The organism is uncultured Shewanella sp., from assembly GCF_947501225.1.
In the GTDB taxonomy this organism is placed as follows: Bacteria; Pseudomonadota; Gammaproteobacteria; order Enterobacterales; family Shewanellaceae; genus Shewanella.
Window position 1 is genome coordinate 1 of record NZ_CANMUW010000029.1, and the last position, 22,139, is coordinate 22,139.

General features: G+C 50.9%; 21 protein-coding genes. 9 read left to right on the top strand and 12 right to left on the bottom strand.

What is annotated here, in order from left to right:
* Window positions 1-218 precede the first annotated feature (218 nt).
* Both Q1B47_RS21500 and Q1B47_RS21505 read right to left on the bottom strand, forming a co-directional pair.
* Window positions 219-785, bottom strand: a complete 567-nt coding sequence (locus Q1B47_RS21500) for a response regulator (protein WP_299798735.1) — start codon at window positions 783-785, stop codon at window positions 219-221.
* A 4-nt stretch (window positions 786-789) separates the two neighbouring features.
* The gene (locus tag Q1B47_RS21505) at window positions 790-2,040 is read right to left on the bottom strand and encodes a HAMP domain-containing sensor histidine kinase (RefSeq protein WP_299798736.1); all 1,251 of its coding nucleotides are present in this window, start codon (window positions 2,038-2,040) and stop codon (window positions 790-792) included.
* 124 nt (window positions 2,041-2,164) lie between these two features.
* On the opposite strand from Q1B47_RS21505, the gene Q1B47_RS21510 reads away from it, so the two are divergent.
* Complete coding sequence (locus Q1B47_RS21510; protein ID WP_299798737.1) at window positions 2,165-4,114, top strand: alkaline phosphatase D family protein; 1,950 nt, start codon at window positions 2,165-2,167, stop codon at window positions 4,112-4,114.
* Between the two features lie 67 nt (window positions 4,115-4,181).
* Here the strand turns inward: Q1B47_RS21510 and Q1B47_RS21515 are convergent, their stop codons facing one another.
* The 3 genes from Q1B47_RS21515 to Q1B47_RS21525 all read right to left on the bottom strand — a co-directional run bounded on the left by Q1B47_RS21515 (window position 4,182) and on the right by Q1B47_RS21525 (window position 7,043).
* On the bottom strand, window positions 4,182-5,123 hold the full coding sequence (locus tag Q1B47_RS21515) for a pseudouridine synthase (RefSeq protein ID WP_299798738.1): 942 nt from the start codon (window positions 5,121-5,123) through the stop codon (window positions 4,182-4,184).
* A gap of 54 nt (window positions 5,124-5,177) precedes the next feature.
* Window positions 5,178-5,753, bottom strand: a complete 576-nt coding sequence (locus Q1B47_RS21520; protein ID WP_299798739.1) for an LON peptidase substrate-binding domain-containing protein — start codon at window positions 5,751-5,753, stop codon at window positions 5,178-5,180.
* A gap of 234 nt (window positions 5,754-5,987) precedes the next feature.
* Window positions 5,988-7,043, bottom strand: coding sequence for an alpha/beta hydrolase (locus Q1B47_RS21525; protein ID WP_299798768.1), 1,056 nt, complete (start codon window positions 7,041-7,043; stop codon window positions 5,988-5,990).
* 128 nt (window positions 7,044-7,171) lie between these two features.
* Between Q1B47_RS21525 and Q1B47_RS21530 the strand changes: the two genes are divergently transcribed.
* The 4 genes from Q1B47_RS21530 (at window position 7,172) to Q1B47_RS21545 (ending at window position 9,827) form a co-directional block, all read left to right on the top strand.
* Window positions 7,172-7,606: a hypothetical protein gene (locus Q1B47_RS21530; RefSeq protein ID WP_299798740.1), complete on the top strand. Its 435-nt coding sequence runs from the start codon at window positions 7,172-7,174 to the stop codon at window positions 7,604-7,606.
* Window positions 7,607-7,709: 103 nt separating this feature from the next.
* Complete coding sequence (locus tag Q1B47_RS21535; RefSeq protein WP_299798742.1) at window positions 7,710-8,171, top strand: YhcH/YjgK/YiaL family protein; 462 nt, start codon at window positions 7,710-7,712, stop codon at window positions 8,169-8,171.
* A gap of 185 nt (window positions 8,172-8,356) precedes the next feature.
* On the top strand, window positions 8,357-8,893 hold the full coding sequence (locus Q1B47_RS21540) for a protein tyrosine phosphatase family protein (RefSeq protein WP_299798744.1): 537 nt from the start codon (window positions 8,357-8,359) through the stop codon (window positions 8,891-8,893).
* A 469-nt stretch (window positions 8,894-9,362) separates the two neighbouring features.
* Complete coding sequence (locus Q1B47_RS21545; protein WP_299798746.1) at window positions 9,363-9,827, top strand: rhodanese-like domain-containing protein; 465 nt, start codon at window positions 9,363-9,365, stop codon at window positions 9,825-9,827.
* 145 nt (window positions 9,828-9,972) lie between these two features.
* On the opposite strand, the gene Q1B47_RS21550 is transcribed toward Q1B47_RS21545, so the two are convergent.
* The 7 genes from Q1B47_RS21550 to Q1B47_RS21580 all read right to left on the bottom strand — a co-directional run bounded on the left by Q1B47_RS21550 (window position 9,973) and on the right by Q1B47_RS21580 (window position 18,810).
* Entirely contained in the window at window positions 9,973-10,860 is an 888-nt protein-coding gene (locus tag Q1B47_RS21550) for a cation diffusion facilitator family transporter (RefSeq protein ID WP_299798748.1), read from the bottom strand.
* 368 nt (window positions 10,861-11,228) lie between these two features.
* Entirely contained in the window at window positions 11,229-14,468 is a 3,240-nt protein-coding gene (locus Q1B47_RS21555; protein ID WP_299798750.1) for a CusA/CzcA family heavy metal efflux RND transporter, read from the bottom strand.
* A gap of 50 nt (window positions 14,469-14,518) precedes the next feature.
* Window positions 14,519-15,853, bottom strand: coding sequence for an efflux RND transporter periplasmic adaptor subunit (locus Q1B47_RS21560; protein WP_299798752.1), 1,335 nt, complete (start codon window positions 15,851-15,853; stop codon window positions 14,519-14,521).
* A gap of 18 nt (window positions 15,854-15,871) precedes the next feature.
* Window positions 15,872-17,203 (bottom strand): TolC family protein, encoded by a 1,332-nt coding sequence (locus Q1B47_RS21565; protein ID WP_299798754.1) that lies wholly within the window; start codon window positions 17,201-17,203, stop codon window positions 15,872-15,874.
* A gap of 212 nt (window positions 17,204-17,415) precedes the next feature.
* Window positions 17,416-17,886 carry a hypothetical protein gene (locus tag Q1B47_RS21570; protein WP_299798756.1) on the bottom strand — a complete coding sequence of 157 codons (471 nt, stop codon included), beginning with the start codon at window positions 17,884-17,886 and terminating at the stop codon, window positions 17,416-17,418.
* A 210-nt stretch (window positions 17,887-18,096) separates the two neighbouring features.
* On the bottom strand, window positions 18,097-18,297 hold the full coding sequence (locus Q1B47_RS21575) for a DUF3012 domain-containing protein (RefSeq protein ID WP_299798758.1): 201 nt from the start codon (window positions 18,295-18,297) through the stop codon (window positions 18,097-18,099).
* Window positions 18,298-18,444: 147 nt separating this feature from the next.
* Window positions 18,445-18,810 carry an STAS/SEC14 domain-containing protein gene (locus Q1B47_RS21580; RefSeq protein WP_299798760.1) on the bottom strand — a complete coding sequence of 122 codons (366 nt, stop codon included), beginning with the start codon at window positions 18,808-18,810 and terminating at the stop codon, window positions 18,445-18,447.
* 118 nt (window positions 18,811-18,928) lie between these two features.
* Here Q1B47_RS21580 and arfB point away from each other — a divergent pair, with 118 nt between their 5' ends.
* The 4 genes from arfB (at window position 18,929) to accC (ending at window position 22,048) form a co-directional block, all read left to right on the top strand.
* Window positions 18,929-19,345, top strand: a complete 417-nt coding sequence (gene arfB, locus Q1B47_RS21585; RefSeq protein ID WP_299798762.1) for an alternative ribosome rescue aminoacyl-tRNA hydrolase ArfB — start codon at window positions 18,929-18,931, stop codon at window positions 19,343-19,345.
* A 178-nt stretch (window positions 19,346-19,523) separates the two neighbouring features.
* On the top strand, window positions 19,524-19,979 hold the full coding sequence (aroQ, locus tag Q1B47_RS21590; RefSeq protein WP_299798764.1) for a type II 3-dehydroquinate dehydratase: 456 nt from the start codon (window positions 19,524-19,526) through the stop codon (window positions 19,977-19,979).
* Window positions 19,980-20,035: 56 nt separating this feature from the next.
* Window positions 20,036-20,551: an acetyl-CoA carboxylase biotin carboxyl carrier protein gene (accB, locus tag Q1B47_RS21595; RefSeq protein WP_299798766.1), complete on the top strand. Its 516-nt coding sequence runs from the start codon at window positions 20,036-20,038 to the stop codon at window positions 20,549-20,551.
* Between the two features lie 165 nt (window positions 20,552-20,716).
* Window positions 20,717-22,048, top strand: a complete 1,332-nt coding sequence (gene accC, locus Q1B47_RS21600) for an acetyl-CoA carboxylase biotin carboxylase subunit (protein WP_299798769.1) — start codon at window positions 20,717-20,719, stop codon at window positions 22,046-22,048.
* Window positions 22,049-22,139: the final 91 nt, after the last annotated feature.

Here is a 22,139-nt window from a genome sequence, read left to right on the forward strand (position 1 = left end):
CTGTGCATGCCGGCTTGGTGAGTGGATCGCTGCCGACACATTGCCACTGTTAGCAAGATAGAGGGACATTCTGTTTTATCTTTAAGTCCTATGGTCAAACGCGGGTTTCTTAAGTAGCTTTCGTTGTAGCGTTCTCCTGTGCATGCCGGCTTGGTGAGTGGATCGTTGCCGACACATTGCCACTGTTAGCAAGATAGAGGGACATTCTGTTTTTATCTTTAAGTCCTATGGTCAAACGCGGGTTTCTTAAGTAACTTTCGTTGCAGCGTTCTCCTGTGCATGCCTAGCTGACGTGCGGTTGCCGACACATTACCATTATTGGCATTCAACACCTGCTGAATATGCTCCCACTCGACACGCTTAGGATTCAGAGGCCCCTCATCCAGTTGCTGAACACCCGTCTCCAGCGGAGCGGTATCCAGAGCCTTAAGCAGGGTTTGCGTATCAACCGGTTTTGCCAGATAGTTATCGGCTCCCATCCTGATGGCTTCGACTGCGGTGGCGATACTGGCATAACCGGTCAGGAGTACCATAGTGACATCTGGCAGACTCTTACGCAGCGGCTCAATCAGACAGAGTCCATTGTCCTGGTCTAATTTCATATCTAACAGGATATGACTGGGTTTAAACTGCCTCGCAATCAGCAATCCCTGTGTCGCATCATGGGCTTGCTGGCACTCGAACCCCTGTCGCGTTAAGCGTCTCGTCAGCACCCCGGCAAGGGCCTGATCATCCTCGATGATCAGCAACTTTTTCGACTTGGCTTGTAAGTTAGTTGGTGCCATGGCTTTACCTTCCCTCCACCGGCAGGGTGACTTCGGCAACGGCGCCACCATCCACATGTGTCCCCAGAATCAATTTCCCGCCCAGACGCTCGAAGCTGGCATGGCTAAGCATGAGTGCAATCCCCATCCCAGTAGGACTTTCCACCAGCTTATGTCCCAACTGTGACAGCAGGCGCTTAGGGATCCCGGCACCATAATCACGCACCCGAAGGCGAATAGATGGATAGAGGTGATCGATAACGACCTCTACTTTCACTCTCTGCTCCTGTAGTTGCTCCTCGCTGGCACGTGCGGCATTTTCCACTAAAGAGAGCAGTGCAGGCAGCAGACTGATATCAGTTTGCACTAAGGTGCGGCTCGCTTCACTATCCAGTTCCAGTTCTAACTTTAACTCAGGCATCAATAGGGTGACCTGCTGTCTTAACGTAGTGATAAGCTCGCCTACTTCAATCTGCCCCCTTTTATGTTCGCGAATTGATTCGGTTGCACAGCGCAGCTCTGTCAGCGTCTGCTCACAGCGAAACAGTGCGGTATCCATCTCCTTAACCGCAGACGAATTGTGCCCCAACTCTTCGTCGACTTCCTCAACCAGAAGTCGCAAACTGGACAGTGGCGTCGCCAACTGGTGCGCCATCTGCGCCGAGGCGGTACCTAGTGCCAACAGCTTCTCCTGCCGCAACTGGGCCTCACGCATATAGGCCAGTTCAGAGTCCTGCCGCCTCATGCGTTTAGAGATAAACGCGACACTGGTGGTCAGTACCAGTGATGAGATGACGAAGTTAAACCACATTCCCAGATAGTGTGAGCTCATATCCATGCCGTGGTGTTGCATCTGCTCCTGGGGGACAAAATAGAGCATCAGGCTATAGGCCAGAGTCGAGATGAGGGTGAGAGACCATGGCGCCCAACGAGGCAGTATCACGGCCGCTATCGCGATAGGCAGCAGTAACAATGAGATAAATGCATTGGTGGCTCCCCCGGTAAAATAGAGCCAGGTGATCCAAAAAGCGGTATCTAACAACAGCGCAATAAACAGCCCGGAATCTTTAGACTGTAGCGGATGGCGTATCGAGAAGGTGACCCCGAGATAGATGGTTTCAAGCAGCAGGGCATAGTTCAACGCCGGACTATGGAGGGAGAGTCCGAAGGTTTCCGCCGCAGTAAATGTCAATCCGAGTTTGAGCAATAAACTCAATATACGCAGAAAAGCCAGTTGATCCGACGCTCTCAAGTTTGGAATCAAACTGTGGGGCATAGGTTACACTCCATTTCAGGAATTTTTATCAAATCCAGTGCGATACTATAGCTATTTACCTTTTCAAACCATAGCGACTTGTTTAGTCTGTGAGCTATCCGGATGCTTTAAACAGAGAGAACAGATGCCAGAGGCGCAACTACCACTCATCATAGCGGGACCCACTCTTCGTCACTGCGACTCTGATAACTTCACCCTATGGTATGTCAGCAGTGAACCCATGACTGAGTTATCCCTGACTCTGACCCTGAAGCACAGCCGTGAAACCGAAGCCCTGATTTTTAAAGAGCCGCTGCTTGCCAGTCAGGTTCATGTTATCAGGCTTGGCGAACGTGCCTGGCAATATATCATCCATGTTCATCAAACTCAGCTTCTCCCCGCCAACGAGGCGATAGCTTACCGGCTCAATGACAGCCGCCACGGAGCAGTCTTTACTGAGGTAGAAGCGCTGCACTACCCGGAAAATGACGCCCCTGAATTTGTCATCAAGCCTGAGATAGATAGCATGTTACACGGCTCATGCCGTAACGCTCATCACCACAGCGGCGATGCCCTGGTGGCCGCCGATACCAGGCTGGGACAAGATCTGAGTGTTGAGGCCAGACCCGCACTCATGATGCTCAGCGGCGATCAGGTCTATGTCGATGACGTTGCCGGCCCCATGATCTACGCCATCGGCGAGGTCATTAAACTACTGGGCCTGCCTCAGGAGAAATTTGATCATGCCCCCCTGCCCGGAAGCGAAGCGATAAGCTACCACCCGGCGGCGCTCTACCAGAGACATAAAAACTTACTCCCCCGCACTCAGTATCCGGCTAAGACCCCCATCACTCACTGGTATAAGAACCATCCCATCTTTACCTCCTCCATCGCCGAAAATCATCTTGTGAGTCTGGGTGAGGTTATCGCCTTCTACCTGCTCAGCTGGTCACCCGAGCTTTGGGAGAAGATCGATATCCCCAAAGAGGTGGTGGGCTTATCGGCGGCGAACAGTAAGCGATGGGAGCGGGAGTGGGTACACCTGCTCGAATTTAAGTTCGGACTGAACCAGGTCAGGCGGCTAATGGCTCACCTGCCAACCTATATGATCTTCGATGATCACGATATCACCGATGACTGGAACCTCACCGCTAAATGGGAGGAGGCTGCCTATGGCCATGCATTCTCTAAACGCATCATAGGTAATGCACTGATTGGTTATGCCATTTTTCAGGGCATTGGCAATGCACCCGCTAAATTTATGCCTGAAATCGCGCCCCTGATCGACGAATTCTTTTCTGAGCAAGATGAAAGCAGGCACGACAATCTCGTCGATACTCTGCTCAGGTTCGAGCACTGGCACTACACCCTGAACACCTCTCCCAAACTGGTGGTGCTCGATACCCGCACCAATCGCTGGCGCAGTGAGTCTAACCTAGCCAAACCCTCTGGCCTGATGGATTGGGAGGCCCTGATGGAGCTGCAACAGGAGCTTGTGGGTCAGAGCAAGGTCATCATCGTCTCGGCGGCGCCCATGTTTGGCGTAAAACTGATTGAGGCGATGCAGAGAATGGCCACTATGCTGGGTGGCTCCCTGCTGATCGATGCCGAGAACTGGATGGCTCATCCGGGGACGGCAAATACCCTGCTGAGTATCTTTCAACACAGGAAAACCCCGGAGCAGTTTGTCATCCTCTCGGGAGACGTTCACTACTCCTTTAGCTATGACATCCATATCCGTTTCAGAAAAGGCGGTCCTCAGATCTACCAGATCACCTGCAGCGGTATCAAGAATCAATTTCCCGAGAAGTTACTGCCGGTTTTCGATAAGCTCAACGGCTGGCTATACGGTCACTTCTCGCCGCTGAACTTCTTTACCAAACGTAAGCGAATGAATATTCGTGGCCGTCGCCCCAATGGTCAACGCAGCAGACGCCTGGTGAATAAGAGTGGTATAGGAGTGGTCAGCTTCGGCCCGGACGGTGCGCCGACTCATGTCAGCGTACTGCACGCAGATATGACGGAGACCCACTTCAACAAACCGAGCAGGCAGCACCGGGAATCAGCCCCCCAAGCTCAAGAGAGGAGTCGTTAATTTATCTGTGCAGTGAGGGAGTGCTCACTGACGACGGGGCAGGCAGAGCTGTTTCGGGGAAGTGAGCTTAAAGAGTTCCCCCTCCATGACGATGACTCTTGAAGCCATCACACTCGATATCGAACTCGATGCCCGTTACCGGGTCACTGAACTTAAGCCTTTTGGCCAGCAGCTTCAGCGGCCGCTGGTAATCATCGGCAGCCTTAGGTTGAAGAGCGGGATAGCATCTGTCGTTAAGTATCGGCATTCCCAGACTCTGCATATGCACCCTGAGCTGGTGAGTACGCCCCGTTATCGGCGACAACTTGAACACCCCGGTCTCGCCCCGTATCTCGACCAGCGCGATCTCCGAGTGGGTGTTGGGCTCCCCCTCCACCACTTTCATGGTGAAACTGGGATCTCCCTTAACCATACGATTTTTCACTGTCCAATGGAGAGGGAGAGTTAACTCTCCGCGTCGATGACTGGCGAGCAGCTCAGGTGTCAGCTTGGCCAGCGCCTGATACTCCTTGAGGATCTGACCATGCTTAAACAGGTCGTGGTATTGTTGACGATGCTCGGGGTGCAGACAGAGTAGCACCAGCCCCGCTGTCGCCCTGTCGAGCCGGTGAGCCGGGACTATGGTCTCTATGCCGGTCTTGATCCGTAACCGATTAACCAGACACTCATTGATCACATTTCCGCTGGGGTGAAGGGCTAAGAAGTGGGGCTTAAAGGCGATAATGACCTTCGCATCCCGGTATAGCACCCGCTCATCGAAGGGGATTTTAGCTTCGGCTGCGACCTCACGATAGTAATACACTCTGGCCCTGGGCCTGTAGAGGCTATCGAGCTCAACCAGAGACCCATCCTGCCAGTGTACCTTGCCATCCGTTATTCGCTCCCGCCACACCTTAGGCTGAATCTGCCGAAAACGTTCAACAAGAAAGCTAAGCACAGTGGGTTTATCGGTAACAGTTTCGGGAAGCACCACATAGGAGGGCTGAGTGGCGCGCACAGTTGAGGTCATAAATAGATTCAGATAGGAAACACAGGTCCATTTTAACAGATCGACAGGAAGATTTTAGTCCACGTGTGACTTAATCAGGTCGAGAACAAAATCCATTGTCTTATGACAGTTAGGCTGATTCATCAACACCTGTTTGTCTTTGTTGTAGAGAGGCAGCACCTCTAACCAACGTTGACTCACCCAGGAGGCGTCTTCCAGATGGATATTGGCATATAAGCCACACAACTCAGGGTTAACCTCATAAAACTGCTCTAAAGCGGCACTGATCAGCTCAAACTCACCTTTTATCGGCTCGTGACTCCAGTTATGGGACCTAAGTGTTCTCGCAATCCAGACACCATCCTTACGCTTTGCCGCCGATAAGATCTTCACCCTCTGCTTCCCTTCCAGCACTATGCTGAGCGAATCATCTTCGAGCTGATTGAAATCAATGATCTCACACTGGGTGGCATTGGGGTAACAGGGGGGAAGACCATTGGCCTTAAACATGCCGAATGCCAGGGGGTATTTACCTTTCAGCACATCGGCTACGACATGCAGATAACTTGGGTCGACCATCCTGATCTCTATCCTTCCATCGGGCAACAGCAAGGCATCACGTGTAATTAACGCCATCTCCTGTGTTTGCATAGTATCCCCCTTCCCCTCAGGGTCGGTAAATGCCGATGAGCGCCCCCGAGATCATGATAACGATCTGTAAGGCAATAATATTAAAGTGTAGCAGTTGCAGAATTTACTGCTTATCGAACTATTCAGCCCGTGTCAGCACCAGGAGATCCGGTTAAATTCCGCATTATCTGTTACTGTATTAGACAGGCAAAAGGTGAGATTTGTTTCAAAGGGCCATGGCTCAATCACCAGGCGCTAAAGATATTCAATGCGTTCCATGATAGTGCCTTTCGCTATCAGCTCGTCCAACTCCTCGGCTAAAACTTCGCTCATGGCGACTGAATACTGCCAATACCTTATCCTCTCATCACTCTGAAGATGCTTGAAGTCGCCGCGATCGGGCAGCTTTGAGTAGGGAAGAGAGGCGAGATACTCTTGAGTAGGGGCGATGATCAGCGCGTTATGGTAGTTACGCCTTGCCTTGCGCCAGGGAAGAGACTTATCGAACCAGCCCGGAATAAGGCTGGAATAGAAGTGGGGATAGAGGGTCAACCCCTGCGCATGGGAGAGCGGCAGATCGAAGTGGTAATCGGTTATCCCACCATCGTAGTAATGCCCCTCAGGTGCCCCACAAATATCCGTCACCGGTGCCAGCACCCAGGGAATAGACCCGGTAGCCAACAGGACCCGGGCAATATTTTGCTCCGTCAGAGGCACCTGCCTGCTAGGAAGATCATCGAGACAATTGAAGGGTGACCCGCAGTCTTTAGCACCGAAAATGAAACGTTCGAAATGCAAGCCTAAACTTTTACGGCTAACCAGATTCGTCGCCGCAGTCGCCGCTAAGCCCAGCCCCAACGACAGCCGCCCCGGCATGCGGTTAAGATGTCTGCCCCTGCAGGCGAGTAGATGTGTATTAATCACCTTGTTATCTACAATATCCTTCCCGGCGGCGCCATCTAAGAGGCCCGTTATAATGCCTGCAACCTGTTCGGAGACCTCTGCGGGGGTCGGCTTCACATCATAGCGCTGGCCAATATAGAGGCGCTCCAGTCTGGAGTAGGCGGCCAGCGGGTTCTGTTGTGCCAGACAGGCCAGTCTCCAGGCACCCGATGAGGCCCCCAGGGTATGCAGGGGTGTCCTGCGGTCTTTGAAAAACTCTCCGAACAGATACCTGTCCAGCCCGGCAATACCTATCCATTTGGGACCACCCGATGCGGCCAGAAGTTGAGTAAATAACTCAGGTTTCAGACCATTTTCTTCGATCTGCTTGTATGCTGTCGGTCCGGCAAGAAAACGTAGAGCAGGCAATTTCATGACCTCATTCAAAAGAAGATAAAAGGAAAGAGAAAGAACATTATTTAACAAAAGTTAGCTTTTTAAAATAGCACCTATACTATAGCCTTACCAAAGGACAGATTTGATAAGGAATATCAAAAATGGAAAACACCCGGATCCGCCCCTTCAAGAGGCTGAGTCTTATCACCGCTTTTATTTCAAGTAGTTACATCTTGTTTATTATGAAGATTAGTGTATTTGATTCGACCTGGGATCTGCTGCTTCCCCTACTTTTCATCTGTACCTGCGTATGGTGGCTCTACTTTATCTGGCAGCAGAGAATCGAGTTCACCCCGGACTCGGTCAAATTTTGCAAGCTATCGATGGAGAGTGACTGGGGGCCCGCCAGGAACCTTATTGTCAGATATGATGAGATAAACTCGGTGCGTCTGCTCGGAGATCAGTTGTTCATCCATGCCACGAAAGGAAAAGTTAGCTTTCCCCTCAAACCAAAATCTAAGCTCACCGGACAACTGAAAGCGGCCTTCGAGCTGCGGGGGATACCATTTGAGATAAGATCTTGTCTGGCATCCTGAAACTTTCAAAATCTGCCCTGTATGTACAGAGCAGACGGGACTTGATTGATACTCCATGAACGCTAAACTCATGCCATAAACAGTAAATAAATCAGAGCAAACTATGATTGTCGATACTTTAAGTAATTTAGATCTTTACTCACACATCAGCCCGAGAATCGCGATGGCTTTAACTCACCTGGCTGAAACAGACTTTACTCAGCTTGAGGTTGGCAGCTACGAGCTCGATGGCAGAAACCTGTTCGTTATCGTCAATGATTATGAAACGAAACCTAAGGAGCAGGAGCCTTTTGAGGTTCACGAACATTATATCGATGTGCAGTATATGGTTAGCGGTGAAGAGGAGTTCGGTTATCTGCCTCTAGGCTCTCAGCAGCCCTCTGTGGCATATAACCCAGAGCATGATTTTGCCGAATTCGACTATGAGTCCAACAAGGAGGGAGCGGCATTTATCCCGTTAAGGCCGGGAATGTTTGCAATATTTTTCCCGGGAGATATGCATATGCCAGGTACAGGTGCGACGCCAAACAGAGTGCGTAAAGTCGTCATCAAGGTTAAGGTTTAATTTGCCGAAATATCATTTCAGCCCCCCCAACAAAATGGCCAACCAGAGCCGGCCTTTTACTACCCGAGACAGGTTCAAAACCTTACTGTATTTTGAACTAAAGTCGCATTTGAAATGGCTCAATTGAACTAAGCCTGATGAGCTGATTCTAATCTCTGATATTCACAGATATGAAGGAACAAAAGATGAAACGTGCCATCTTAATAGCAGCTTTACTCACTGCGACCGTAGCACAGGCAGAAATTTCACCCGACGCACTTCAGGACATTAAGGCGGTACAGTTTAACAGTGACAAGGTGATCACCGCCGGGCTCCCGGGTGAAACTCAGTTTAAAATCTTGCAGCAAGCCGGCGTGGATCTCGTCATAAACCTGATCCCCGATGGCAACCCCAGCGGCCATGAGGACGAGGCCAGCCTGGTTAAAGCTGCCGGCATGAAGTATGAGTCCATCTCCGTCGATTGGAAAAAACCTACCATAGAAGATGTCGAACGTTTTTTCTCTATAATGAATGCGAACCGAGATAAAGATATTTTGATCCATTGTGTCGCAAACTATCGCGCTTCGGCATTCTACTATCTCTATCAAACGACCCAACTCAAACTGGACGGCGAACAACAAAAACTGCAGACTCTTGCGCCATGGGGCGATCTGGAGGTCAGTTTGAAAAAGTACCCACAATGGCAGGTGCTGATGGAACAGATTGAAGCCAAGCACCAATGACAACCTGATGAGCTAAGAGGGAAAGCAGAGCTTTTCCTCCTGAAACCTCATGCTTTCACGGTTTTTAGAGCTAAAATGTTATCACCTTGCTAACGAATATTTCAGTTTTACATTTGATCAGATATTTCCAGCCAGCAGTTTCCACTGGCAAAGCCCAACCCACACCATATACCCACCTGTAAACATACCAGCAGGCAGCGTAAAAAATCACAGATAAGATTGATAATTTTTCAGTTCTCACCCCATATATTTATGTGACAAAGCTCAATTGAACAAGCTGATAACACTACTGATAATGCACTCAATTCATGTCCTGAAATGGAACTTGAGGCACAAGTTATTGGCAACATCTCTTGCATGAATGATATGGCTGTTATTGATAAATCTTTGCGCCATATCCAATTATCCCCTGTGGTTGACCACCTCAGGGCTATATTGATTAACCCGATAGAATTAGGAGTGAATAAGGATGAAACCCTACTTAAGCATCACCCTGCTATGTGCCCTGCTGGGAATGAGCGGCCAGGCTATGGCTTACGATGCTCAGCTGGCACAGAGCTATCAGCAACAGTTTAGCCAGGCAAAAGGAGCCAAAGCAGGCAAGGCCATAGGCCTGATTAGTGCCGAGGCCTTTGTTAAGCAGCTGCAGTCTGACCAGGCTATGTTAGCCGTGGATATTCGCACTCCTCAGGAGCGCCAGATCTTCGGACTCGCCATGGAAAATAAATTAAATATCGGTATCCATGAGCTGTTTAATCCGGAAAACCTGGCAAAACTGCCGAAGGATAAACCTGTGGTATTGGTGTGTAAATCGGGCGCCAGAGCCATGGCTGCAGGAACGGCACTGCGCCACTTAGGCTATGACAATGTCAAAATACTGAAGGGCGGTTACGCTAAATTAACTAAATATGTCAGCCCAAAGATCGCAAAGTAACCGCTAATTCATAGTCAAACAACCGATAAGGAGTTTATTACCCTAAATATCTTCACCATCTCTGCATTTGGCAGCCTGACCCGGCTGCCCTTTTTTCTCAAGCCATATAGTTTTCTGAGCGATAACCACTCTTAAGCTGTAACCGCTATCGACACTGACCATTATCCTGAGTCTTATCGATAACCTCCAGGGTGGTATGTTCGATATTAAACTCTGTCGCCAGGCAGCGTTTTACCAGCTTCAACGCTGTTTCCGATTGCCGTCTATCGACAAGGAGCAGGTTGGCGGTAAACATGTAACGCTTGTCGGAGATCTCCCATACATGAACATGCTCTATCGACTCGATAGCTTCAAGCTTACAGATTTCGGCTTTTATCTTATCGATATCTATCTCTTCGGGGGTGGCTTCCATCAGGATCAAAATAGCCTTGCGCAGTAAAATCCCGCCATGATAGATCACATAGACAGAGATGATTGCGGTGGTTATAAGGTCGACTACATACCATTGGAAGTAGATGATCAATATCCCCGCTATGATAACGGCTACCGAGGCCATGGCATCGGAGACATTATGGATAAATGCGGCGCGGATATTAAGATTGTCTTTAGCACCGGAGGAGTATGTTAACAGCGCGGTGGCGATATCTATGAGCAGGGCGATGCCGGCGACGGCAAAGACAATCCAACCATCGACCGGTTGCGGATTAAAATAGCGACCAATAGATTCTGCAATCAGGTATATACCTACAGCAATCAGGGAAACACTATTGATCAATGTGCCAATAATTTCCGCTCGTTTATAACCAAAAGTCATCCGGCTACTGGCAGGCTTTTTCCCGATACGACGTGCTATGACCGCTATGATGATAGCGCCGGCATCGCTGAAGTTATGCAGGGCGTCGGCTAAGAGAGAGAGACTCCCGGCCACGATACCTCCGATAACCTGAAACAGGGTCAGCAGGACATTGATAAAGATTGCGATATATAGCTTTTTACTATTAGATTCAAAATCATGAGCGTGGGCATGTGCCATGCTTTACTCCTTGTGAAAAAGCGGAGCGCCCCTGCTCCGCGTACTAAATTTGCCGCTGCTTGACCAGGCCACACCTACCTGAATGGTTAGACATACCGACAAGAAGTTCCGGCATAGGATAAAATTCCCGAGTCCGAAACTCACAGTCTTTCAAATAATTGTAGCAGTCGAAGCTATTGCACCTGACATCTTACATCTGATGCAATAGCGGCAGACCGTAATAAAGGGTTATATACCCAAGCAGGTTCAAAATGCTTAATAAGACATTTCGAAGCCATTTGGAGATAATGAGCAGGGCGGCAGACTAATGCCCCCTACTCCCCCCCTTCATCCCTGATAACGCCCTAAACCTTAGGGTAAAGGTTAATCTAACGCCTCGAGCTCCTTGCTCCCCCCGTTTTACCCGAGCCTTGATATAACCAACGATAAAGGGTCGGTAGTACCAACAGGGTCAGGGCCGTCGAGCTGAACAGGCCACCGATGATCACAACTGCCAGAGGCTGCTGAATCTCACTTCCCACCCCACCGGAAAGAAGGATAGGAATAAGTCCAAGCGCCGATGTCAGCGCGGTCATCAATACCGGACGCAGGCGCCCTACCGTTCCCTCATAAACCGACTGATACAGACTCTCCCCACCATCCGTTCCCGGCAGTTCATTTAATGCCGAAAGCCTGCGCTGATTAATAGAATCCACCAGCACCACCCCATTTAATACGGCAACTCCAAACAGGGTGATAAACCCGATAGAACTTGGAACCGACAGGTAGGTACCACTGATAAAGAGTGCCACCACGCCACCGATCAAGGCTAAAGGCACATTGGCCATGATCAGGCCAACCTGCTTAACAGAGCCAAACGAGAAGTAGAGCAGCAACGCTATCAAACCGATTGAGATAGGTACAACCAACAGCAGTTTTTGCTGTGCCCGCTGTTGATTCTCATATTGACCGCCGACCACTACGGTATAGCCCGCAGGCAACTCTGCTTGTGGAATGATGGCATAGATATCACTCACTACTGAGCCCATGTCGCGTCCCGATACATTGGCCTGAACCACCACGCGACGTTGAACATCATCACGTCTGATATTCGGTGGCGCCATCTCAACTTCGACACTGGCCAGCTCACCGAGGCGCACGGTAGCGCCGTTAACACCGCTTAAGATCAGATCCCTGAGTGCATCGGGCGCATTTCGATACTGCTCTGCGAGACGTACATTGATGTCATATCTGGCATTACCATCTATCACCTGCCCGGCGCTCACGCCGCCGACCCCCTGACTGACCAAACCCATCACCTCATCGACACTGATGCCGTAACGGGCAAGCTGGTCACGCTTGGGACGAACCACAAGCTGAGCCTCACCACTGACCTGCTCCAGAGAGACATCTACGGCGCCCGGAATGCTTGATACCAGCTCGGTTAACTTCTCACCACTCTGGGACAACACATCCAGATCGGGACCAAAGATCTTAATCGCCAGCTGCGCCTTTACACCGGACAACAGCTCATCTACCCTCGTAGCAATGGGTTGAGAAAAGGTAAACAACAGCCCCGGATAGGCACTGAGCCTTGCCTCCATCAACTTCTGCAGTTCAACCCTGCTCGATGCCGACTGCCATTGCTCTACCGGCTTGAGACCGATATAGATCTCGATATTACTCACAGGCTCAGGATCCCCCCCAAGTTCTGCAGCACCGATTCGACTCAGTGCATACTCCACCTCCGGGAACTCCAGCAACATCTTCTCAAGTTTGGGCGCCACATCGAGCGAGGTTCCCAGACTGGCGGTAGGTGCAAGGGTCACCCTGAGGTTGATCGTGCCCTCCTCCAACTCAGGCACAAACTCTGTACCCAGCCGCGGCAACAGGGACATACTGATCACAAACAGGGTCAGTGCGGTGACCATCACTGTCTTAGGCCTTGCCATGGTAGCCGTCAGCAGACGGCGATAACCGCTCTCGATAGGCTTCAGTACCGCACTCTCTTTGAGTGTGATCCCACGCTTGAAGAGGAAAACGGCCAGGGCAGGGACGGCGACCAACGCCACAAACAGCGCCGAGATCATCGCAAGAATAATGCTCACAGCCATGGGCTGGAACAGCTTACCTTCGACCCCCTCCAGCGCGAACAGAGGAGCGAATACCACTATGATGATCGCCGTGGCGAAGAAGATTGGGCTACACACCTCTTTAGCCGCTAACATGACCCGCATGGCGATACAGTGTTGATCTTCTTCGGCATGATGGGGATCCGATTCACCATCGGCGCGATCGCGCGCAGCCCCCAGATGACGCCTGTCCGGCTGGGTCAGGTGCTTAAAGATATTCTCAACCATCACCACCGAGCCATCAACCAACATACCGATGGCGACCGCCAGGCCACCCAGTGACATCAGGTTAGCCGACATACCGAAATAGGACATCACCATCAAGGCTAAACAGATAGAGACAGGTATCGAAAGCAGTACCAGCAGGGTGGCACGTATGTTGACCAAAAACAGTGCCAGAATGACCACAATAAACACGAAAGCCATGAGCAGTGCATCACGTACCGTGGTTACCGCCTGCTCAACCAGATCGGCTTGATCATAGAAGACCTCGAAGGTCACACCATCGGGCAGTGACTGTTCAACCATGGCGGTTCTGGCATTGATATCATCGATGGTCGCCTTAGTATTAGCGCCCATTCGCTTCAGAATCACGCCCGCAACGACCTCGCCAAGCACCTGTGGCGATCCGGCTTCATCCCGGCGAGTCATAGTTACTGCACCGACCCGAATCTCGCTACCATAATCGACTCTGGCGATATCTCCTACCCGAATAGGAGTACCGGAAAATTCGGTTAGCGGGATCTGAGCGATCGCCTTTAACCCCTCGTCACCTGAAGGCAGCAGTCCATAGCCACGAACAACCAGCTGTTCCTGCCCCTGATCCATAAACCAGCCACCGGCATTACGGTTGTTACTCTCCAGTGCCGTGGTAACCTGCTCCATAGACAGACCAAAACTCAGCAACTTGTTTGGGTCTATCTGCACCTGATACTGACGCACATCACCACCGAATGAGAGTACATCGGTCACGCCCGCGACAGGCATCATGATCAGCTTAACCAGATAATCATTCAGGCTACGCAGTTCTGCGGCATCGATCCCCGAATCGGGCGCGGCCCGCAGGATATACTGGTATATCTGTCCAAGTCCCGAGGTGTTGGGGCCAATTTCAGGCACACCGATACCATCGGGGATCATCTCCCTCGCCGCTTGCAACTGCTCAAACACCTGCTGACGAGCGAAGTAGATATCGGTTCCTTCGGCGAACACTACGGTCACCAAAGAGAGGCCGGTACGGGAAAGCGAGCGCACCTCTGTGACCGCCGGTAGCGCATACATGGCCGACTCGACCGGATAACTGATAAGTTTTTCCACCTCTTCGGCCGCCAAGCCCTCAGCCTCGGTATTGACCGTGACCTGGACATTGGTCACATCGGGAAAAGCATCCAGATTTAATTTGGGTAACATGGCAACACTGGCGATCGCAACGGCGATCAATGCCAACACCACCAACAATCGGTTACGGATCGCAACCTCAATAAGTCTCTGTAACATGAGAGAACCTCTCCTCTTACCCGCTCAGTTTGAGCGAGTCTTAGTGGTCATTAGTGGTTATGGATATCGAAGCCGGATTTGGCCTGCTCTGAGGCCAGAAAAAAGGCCCCGGATACCACAACATCGCTGCCCGCAGCCAGACCACGAACTAAGTTCATGCCCCGCTGACGCTCCACAACTTCCACTTCTACGGCTTCGAAACCATCCTCATCCTGAACAAAGACCTGCCAGTCACCATCGCCACCGCGAGTCAGTGCCGCATCGGGAAGGATCACGCCCCCCTGTACGGCATTCGGGAGGTAGAGCTCTGCAAATTGCCCCGCATGGATCACATGACCGGGGTTTTCCAGACTCACTAAGATCTGCTCGGTACGGGTTACGCTATCGAGTTCATGGGAACGACCTATGATCTTAGCCTCTAAGGTCTTATCACCGACCCGAACCAACGCCTTACTGCCCACGCTGACGTTTTCAGACTGCTTTGGCGTCACCTGAGCCTCGACCCACAGGTATGACTCATCGGTGAGCTGCATCAGAGCCGTTCCGGCAGTCACAACCTGGCCCAGCATGGCGAGATCTTGCTGTACACGACCATTGATAGGCGCCAGTAACTGATAACTACCGATTGTCTCAGGGTCAGACTCTAATCTGCTTATCTGAGAGCTGGTCATCTTCATCGCTTCCAGGGTTGCTCGCTTGAGTTCGGCATCGACCTGTGCCTGAAGGCGACGACTCGCACTGACCGCACTCCTGCTCATGCGCTTAACACGACTCCACTCGGCGGCAGCATTGATATAATCGGCCTGTGCCTGAGCGACGGCGACGCCCCCTAAGGTCAGCAGGGGCTGGCCCTTGGTCACCTCCTGCCCCGGCACCACATGACGCTGCTCGATTCTGACATCCAGCTGAGGTGCCAGCGTCATGGTTCTGTCCCTGTCGACCACTAAGGTCGCCGTAGCGACAGCCTCCAAACTGAAGGGCTCCTCTGAGAGACGCGCAACCTTAATGCCTGCAAGCTGTTGCTGAGCGGCTGTTAACTCAAGGGCATGGCCCTCTTCTCCCGCTTCCTCTCCATGACCGTGGCCGTCATCGGTGCGCTCAGCCTTATCCGCCGACCCGACATCATGGTCATGCATCTCCTCTTTGCCATGGTCATGGCTATCCTCTTCGGCCTGCCCAGACCCATTACCTAATGAAATGTTCTTAAGCTCTCGCTTCGCAGATGCTTCTGCGCCATGGTCATGTCCATCGCCGGCAACTACTGTAGAGGGCATTGAGATGGCCGCGACTAAGGTGATAAACAGACCAAAACCCATGGCTCTGGTTATTGCATTGGTTGTCGCACTAGAACCGAAACTATTCTTAACTGATTTCTGATTTTTCATATTCGTTATTCCGTCTTATTACAGTGCCGCAGCCGCATTCGATGCCGAATTTAAGGGCTGGCCAGATAGTTGAGCCTGAAGAAATGATTCCAGTTGCCCACTGGCCCCCATCCACTCCAGCCAACTCTGATAGAGCGCGGTCTCCAGCTCCAGGCCCACAAGATAACTGCTTGAAAGCTGACGCTGACTCTGCAGGTAATCGCTGGTATTGATATCACCGGCACGCCACTGTTGACCCAGTGCCGATGCCGCTTCCTGACCCGAGTTAAGTACCAGCTCACGCCAATCCTGATAACGCTCGGTGAGTCTTGGCAGGCTCAGATTAAACTTCTTCTGCTGGTGGGTGAGCACTCTTTCGCGTGCCAGATAGCCCTGCTCTGCAATGGCAATATCCTGGCTGGCTACGGCGAGTGTTTCACTGTAGTTATTGCGGATCTGCAGGGGAATAGAGATGCCCATGCCAAACTTGTTCTCCTCGCCTTCCCGCTCTGCATTCAGGCTAACAGTCGGATCGATGGCGGTGTCGGCTTTAACCTGATCAAGTGTGGCTCTGGCGAGTAACACCTGCTGATAGGCACTCTTTAAGGCGGGTAAGTCGGGATCGACCTGTCTCTTCACCGCCGGGAGGGTCAGGGCTTCGATGAAGCCGCCGAAGGCCTGTTCGCTATCGCCCAGTAGCATCATCACGTTGGCATCCGAGGCGATCGAGGCCTGCTCGGCAACGGCATAATCGGCAGCCTTGCTCGCCACATCGAGCTGGATCAGTTTTAGCTCTACAGCCGATAGTTCACCGACCTGCATCTGCTGCTTGGCGATCTCAAACTGAGTCTTAGCCGCTTGCAGTTGCTGCTTTTGAAACACGACCGCCTTACGGCTTTGAGCCTGCTCAACGAGGGCTAGAATCGAGTCGGCCAACATCTGACTGCGCTCCAGCGAGATATCTGAAAGTAAAATTTCAGACTCCAGTTGAGCCCTGCGTGTCGCAGCGCCACGCTTATCACCCCAATCTATGGTTTGGCTGATCCCCAGGGTATAGGTATCTTCGCCGGCATTCTGGTAGTCGACCCCAAGCTCCGGGTTATAGACCGCCTGATCGGCCGCCTTAATGTTCAACTCGGCTTGGTTACGTCTGGCTTGCTGAGCCACCACCTCCGGCAGGGCGTTAAACTTCTGCATCAGGCTGGGGAGCCATGACGCAAAGCTGGCTTGCGGGCTATGGCTACCAGCAGGCTCAATCGGTGCATAAGTTATCGAAGGCGCTTGAAGGTCTGCTTCTGTTGAAGCCATAGCGACTGAAGGCCCGCTTGTAAAATAAACGAGCATCAGGCTGGCAATTACTGTTTTATTCATCGCATATCCTATCCCGGCAACGACAGACCCATCATAAATGTCGCCTGCTGAAACATCGTTCAGAGACGTCAATAGATGAGATACACGAATTCGTTATCGGGTTAAATCATTCTCAGGAGCCCCACAGCACAGGTCTATAGGATTCCAACTAATTTCATCGGATGATATTGCTTCTGGATATAAGCCGGCGGCCCATCACCAGAAACGAAAGGTTATGCGATAGGGGGGCGGTAGTCCGGCAGGGGTTCCGGAGGTAGATAGTTACTGCTTATCGTTGTGGGCGTATCGTCCACCGGGACTATAGGCGTCGTCGAGTGAATAGACATGGCAGTGACATGACCACCGTGGCACTGGCAGTCGAGGCAAAGATCGAAGGTTTTCGTCTCAGTCTTATTCACGAAATGGGAATGAGTGCCAGCACCACTGTCTGACGCAAAACTCCCGCTCGAGCCTGAGGTCTCAAGATCTAAGTCTGTTTCTGCAGAACAAGTGCAATCGACACACTGTGCCAGGCTGGTGACCTCGGCAGTAAACTGCAGGTGAGGATGGCTTTCTGATTCTTCGTCATGACTTCCCAGATGCAACTGATGCGCGCCTAAGTTAGCCCCTGCAAACTGCAACAGCACAACGGCGATCAACGCAATGGCGATCTTATGGGTGAACAGACGAAATTGATAACGCAAAGAAAACCTTACTAAAAATAGTTATGTAGCTCTTCCAATATGACCGGGATTGTATCTGAAAGTTCAACGCAGACAATATAAATTCCGGGTGTAGAATCCCAAAGTATTGTCTGCGTCACATTCCACTCAAGCAAGCTAAATACCACTGCCGGCTCTGATGAAAACGCTTATATCTGCTGTGGTATAAACCAGTCGCTGAATAACAGGTCTTTAGAACACGCAGTGCTTAGCGTAATCGGCCGCTTCATTGGCAGACCAGTCACCCTTATCTTTTTCGCTCATCTGTTTACACCACTTCTCGCTGCCAACTTCCGGTGCGCATCCGCTTAAGCCAACCATGAAGATGCCTGCCAGCGCGATAGAGATAACTTTAGCCGAAACGTTAAGCGATGTACCATTTTTTGAAAGCATGTGCTTTTCCTTAAATTAAGATTGCTACCTGTGTTGCCCATATGTGACAACTTTGATGCCGATGCTGCATTCTACAATAATGACAAAGCGAATGCCTAACTAAAAAGCGCGTCGCTAAGGTGCTTATAACAGCAACTATCCGCAGGTTTATTTCTCCAGATTGGTAGCAATCCAGTCTCTTGCCAACGCTTTTTCCTCTAACGGATACCAGGCTACCTCGCCCTGCATAAACGGTCCCATCAAGCGCACTGCGTTACCGAACCAGTCAGGCCCTCCCACCAGCACTAAACCATCGAAGTTAGGCAACTGAACCTCACCGCTCCCTGTCAGGGACTGCGATTCCCACCCCTCCAATAACACATCGGCTTCTATATAGAGACAAACCTTACCCGATTGCTCACGATAGCTCTCGATAAGAGGCTTAAGATGTTGCTGGTAATCAGAGGTCGACAAGCGCCCGCTGGCAAAAAGGCTGATAACACCTTCAGCAATATCTGGGATTTTGCATAACATAGAAAAACTCCGAACAAGGATAAATGTCTGACGCCCCGGAGCATAACAGAGATATCGATACTGAATAAGCTCAATCTTCTGTTAATATACACTCCCCGAAACGACGATCTATTTTGCCATGATAAAAATCTCGAACAATGTCTCTCTTCAAGAAAATGAGATTGAGTGGCAGTTTATCCGCTCCAGCGGAGCTGGTGGTCAACATATCAATAAAGTGTCCACCGCGGCGCAAATCATCTTCGATATCAGAGCCTCATCCCTACCGGACTTTTATAAGCAAGCCCTGCTTAAGAAGGCGGATCACCGCATCACCAAGAGCGGTAAGATCATCATCAAGTGCCAACAGAGCCGTAGTCAGGATTTCAACCGTCAGGCCGCACTGGCTCAGTTCATCGAGTTGGTCGCCAGCGTCACAATCATTCAGAAGCGCCGCATAGCGACCAAACCGACTAAGGGCAGCCAGCGCAGACGCGTCGATGCTAAAAAGCAGAAAGGTGCCACCAAGGCGCTCAGACGTAATAAGCCAGATTATTAAAGGCTCCAAGCTCCAACAGTTATCGACTTTATCTGCATCATCTTGCAGAAAAAATCGCCGAAATTGACGCTAAAAGTCGACAACTCCTTAAACTTCTGGTGAAATCAGATAAGTCATTTAATATGCAACAGCCAGCGATGACTCATCAATTCACGGTTAAAAATGCAAGGATATCTCCATGGGAACCAAGGCAAAGATCTTATTAGTGAACGGACCGAACCTCAATCTGTTGGGTCGTAGAGAGCCTGGACACTATGGCCATCACACCTTAGCGCAGATAGTCAAAGAGCTACAGGATGAGGCAACCAAGGCTGGCGTCACTCTGGAGCATATCCAGTCAAATGCCGAGCATGTACTGATCGATACGATTCATGGGTCGGATGCCGACTTTATCATCATCAATCCGGCCGCATTTACCCATACGAGTGTCGCGCTAAGAGATGCTATTTTAGGCGTCTCAATCCCCTTTATCGAAGTACACCTCTCTAATGTTCATGCCCGGGAACCATTTCGCCACCACTCCTACTTCTCAGATAAGGCTATCGGTGTGATCTGCGGACTCGGAGCCCAGGGTTATCAATTCGCACTCCAATCGGCAATCGACCGTCTGGAGACAAAATCGGCAGAGCATTGATTCCAGGTTCTAACACAGTGAACAACGATTATTAAAATAACTATCTTTGGAAAAATATGGATATTCGGAAAATAAAGAAGCTTATCGAATTAGTGCAAGAGTCCGGTATTGCCGAGCTCGAGATCAAGGAGGGTGAGGAGTCGGTGAGGATCTGTCGCCAGAATCCGGCATCCTCCTCAGCTTCTCAAACAGTCTTTGTTCCCGCGACAATGCAGCAGACGAGCAGTGAAGTAAGTACTAACATGGCTGCAGAGCCTGCCTCAACAACTCAAGTCTCATCTCTGAGCGCCTCATCATCGAACTCAAACTCACCTGCAGACGAGTTTGACGAGACCAACACAGTGATCTCTCCCATGGTCGGTACCTTCTACCTGTCGCCGTCACCCGAAGCCGAGCCACTGTGTCGGTTAGGGCAAAGAGTAGAGCTGGGCGCCCCTGTCTGTATCATCGAAGCGATGAAGATGATGAATCAAATTGAGGCACATCGCTCCGGGGTGATTAAGGCGATTCTGGTTGAGAGTGGCGATGCTGTAGAGTTTGACCAACCCCTTATCGTCATCGAAGATCAATAGAGCGAGTTGCGAAGAGTAAACCGACACTTAAAAGTCATAGCAAGAGCCAGGCTTTCTTCGGGAAGAGGTCGCTTGGAGAAAGCCATCGAAGGATAACTGTAAGAAGATCTGACCGAGGGAGCGCCTTTGATAAAACCAGCCAATGAGCGCCCGATAAAACGGGTGATGATCGCCAACCGAGGAGAGATAGCACTCAGGATACAGCGTGCCTGCAGCGAGCAGGGCATAGAAACTGTGGCCATCCATTCAAATGCCGATAGTCAACAACTGCACCTCAAATATGCTACTCAAACACTCTGTATCGGAAAAGCCCCGGCATTAAACAGTTACCTCAATACGACCGCCATTATCTCAGCGGCATCACTGTCAAACACAGATGCGATACATCCCGGATATGGATTTCTTTCCGAAAATGCCGACTTTGCGGAACAAGTAGAAAATAGCGGCTTTGTTTTCATCGGCCCGACAGCAGCCGTTATTCGACTCATGGGGGATAAGATCTCAGCCATTGCCGCCATGAAGCGAGCCGGCGTGCCTACAGTTCCGGGATCTGACGGAAGCTTAACCGACGATAACCAACGTAGTAAACGACTGGCTGAACAGATCGGTTACCCTGTGATCATAAAAGCCACCGCCGGAGGCGGGGGCCGGGGGATGAGAGTCGTTAACTGTGATTCCGAGCTGATTCAGGCTATCGAGGTAACCCGGGCCGAGGCATTGGCTGCATTTGCCAATGGCGATCTTTATATGGAGAAGTATCTTACAACACCACGCCATATTGAGATTCAGGTGTTATCTGATGGGCAGGGCAATGCGGTTCACTTAGGTGAGCGTGACTGCTCGATGCAGCGTAAGCATCAAAAGATGATTGAGGAGGCACCGGCCATAGGTATCGATGACGACACTCGACATGCCATAGGAGAGATCTGTGCCAAAGCCTGCATAGAGATAGGTTATCGTGGCGCCGGTACCTTCGAATTTCTCTATGAGGCAAACCGGTTCTATTTCATCGAGATGAATACCCGGGTTCAGGTGGAGCACCCTATCACCGAGATGATCACAGGTATCGATATTATCAAGGCCCAGCTCGACATCGCCTCGGGGAAACCTCTCAGATTTAACCAGAAGGATATCCCCCTTAATGGCCACGCCATCGAGTGCCGCATCAATGCCGAAGATCCCGATAATTTCACTCCCTCCCCCGGTACCATATCTCAATTCCGGGCTCCCGGAGGCGCCGGAGTCCGCTGGGACTCTCACCTATACCAGGGCTACACTGTGCCTCACTATTACGACTCCATGATTGGTAAACTTATCACCTGGGGCGAAGATAGGCCCACCGCCATTGCCCGCATGAAAACGGCCTTGCTGGAGTTAAAGATAGAGGGGGTAAAAACCAACATCCCGCTACTGGAGAAGATATTGGCCGATGAAGGCTACAGAGAGGGTGGTCAATCGATACATTATCTTGAAAAACAAGTATTAAGCGGTAAGTAGCAATTATTAAGCTGTAAGCTGTAAGCTGTAAGCTGTAAGCTGTAAGCTGTAAGCTGTAAGCTGTAAGCTGTAAGCTGTAAGCTGTAAGCTG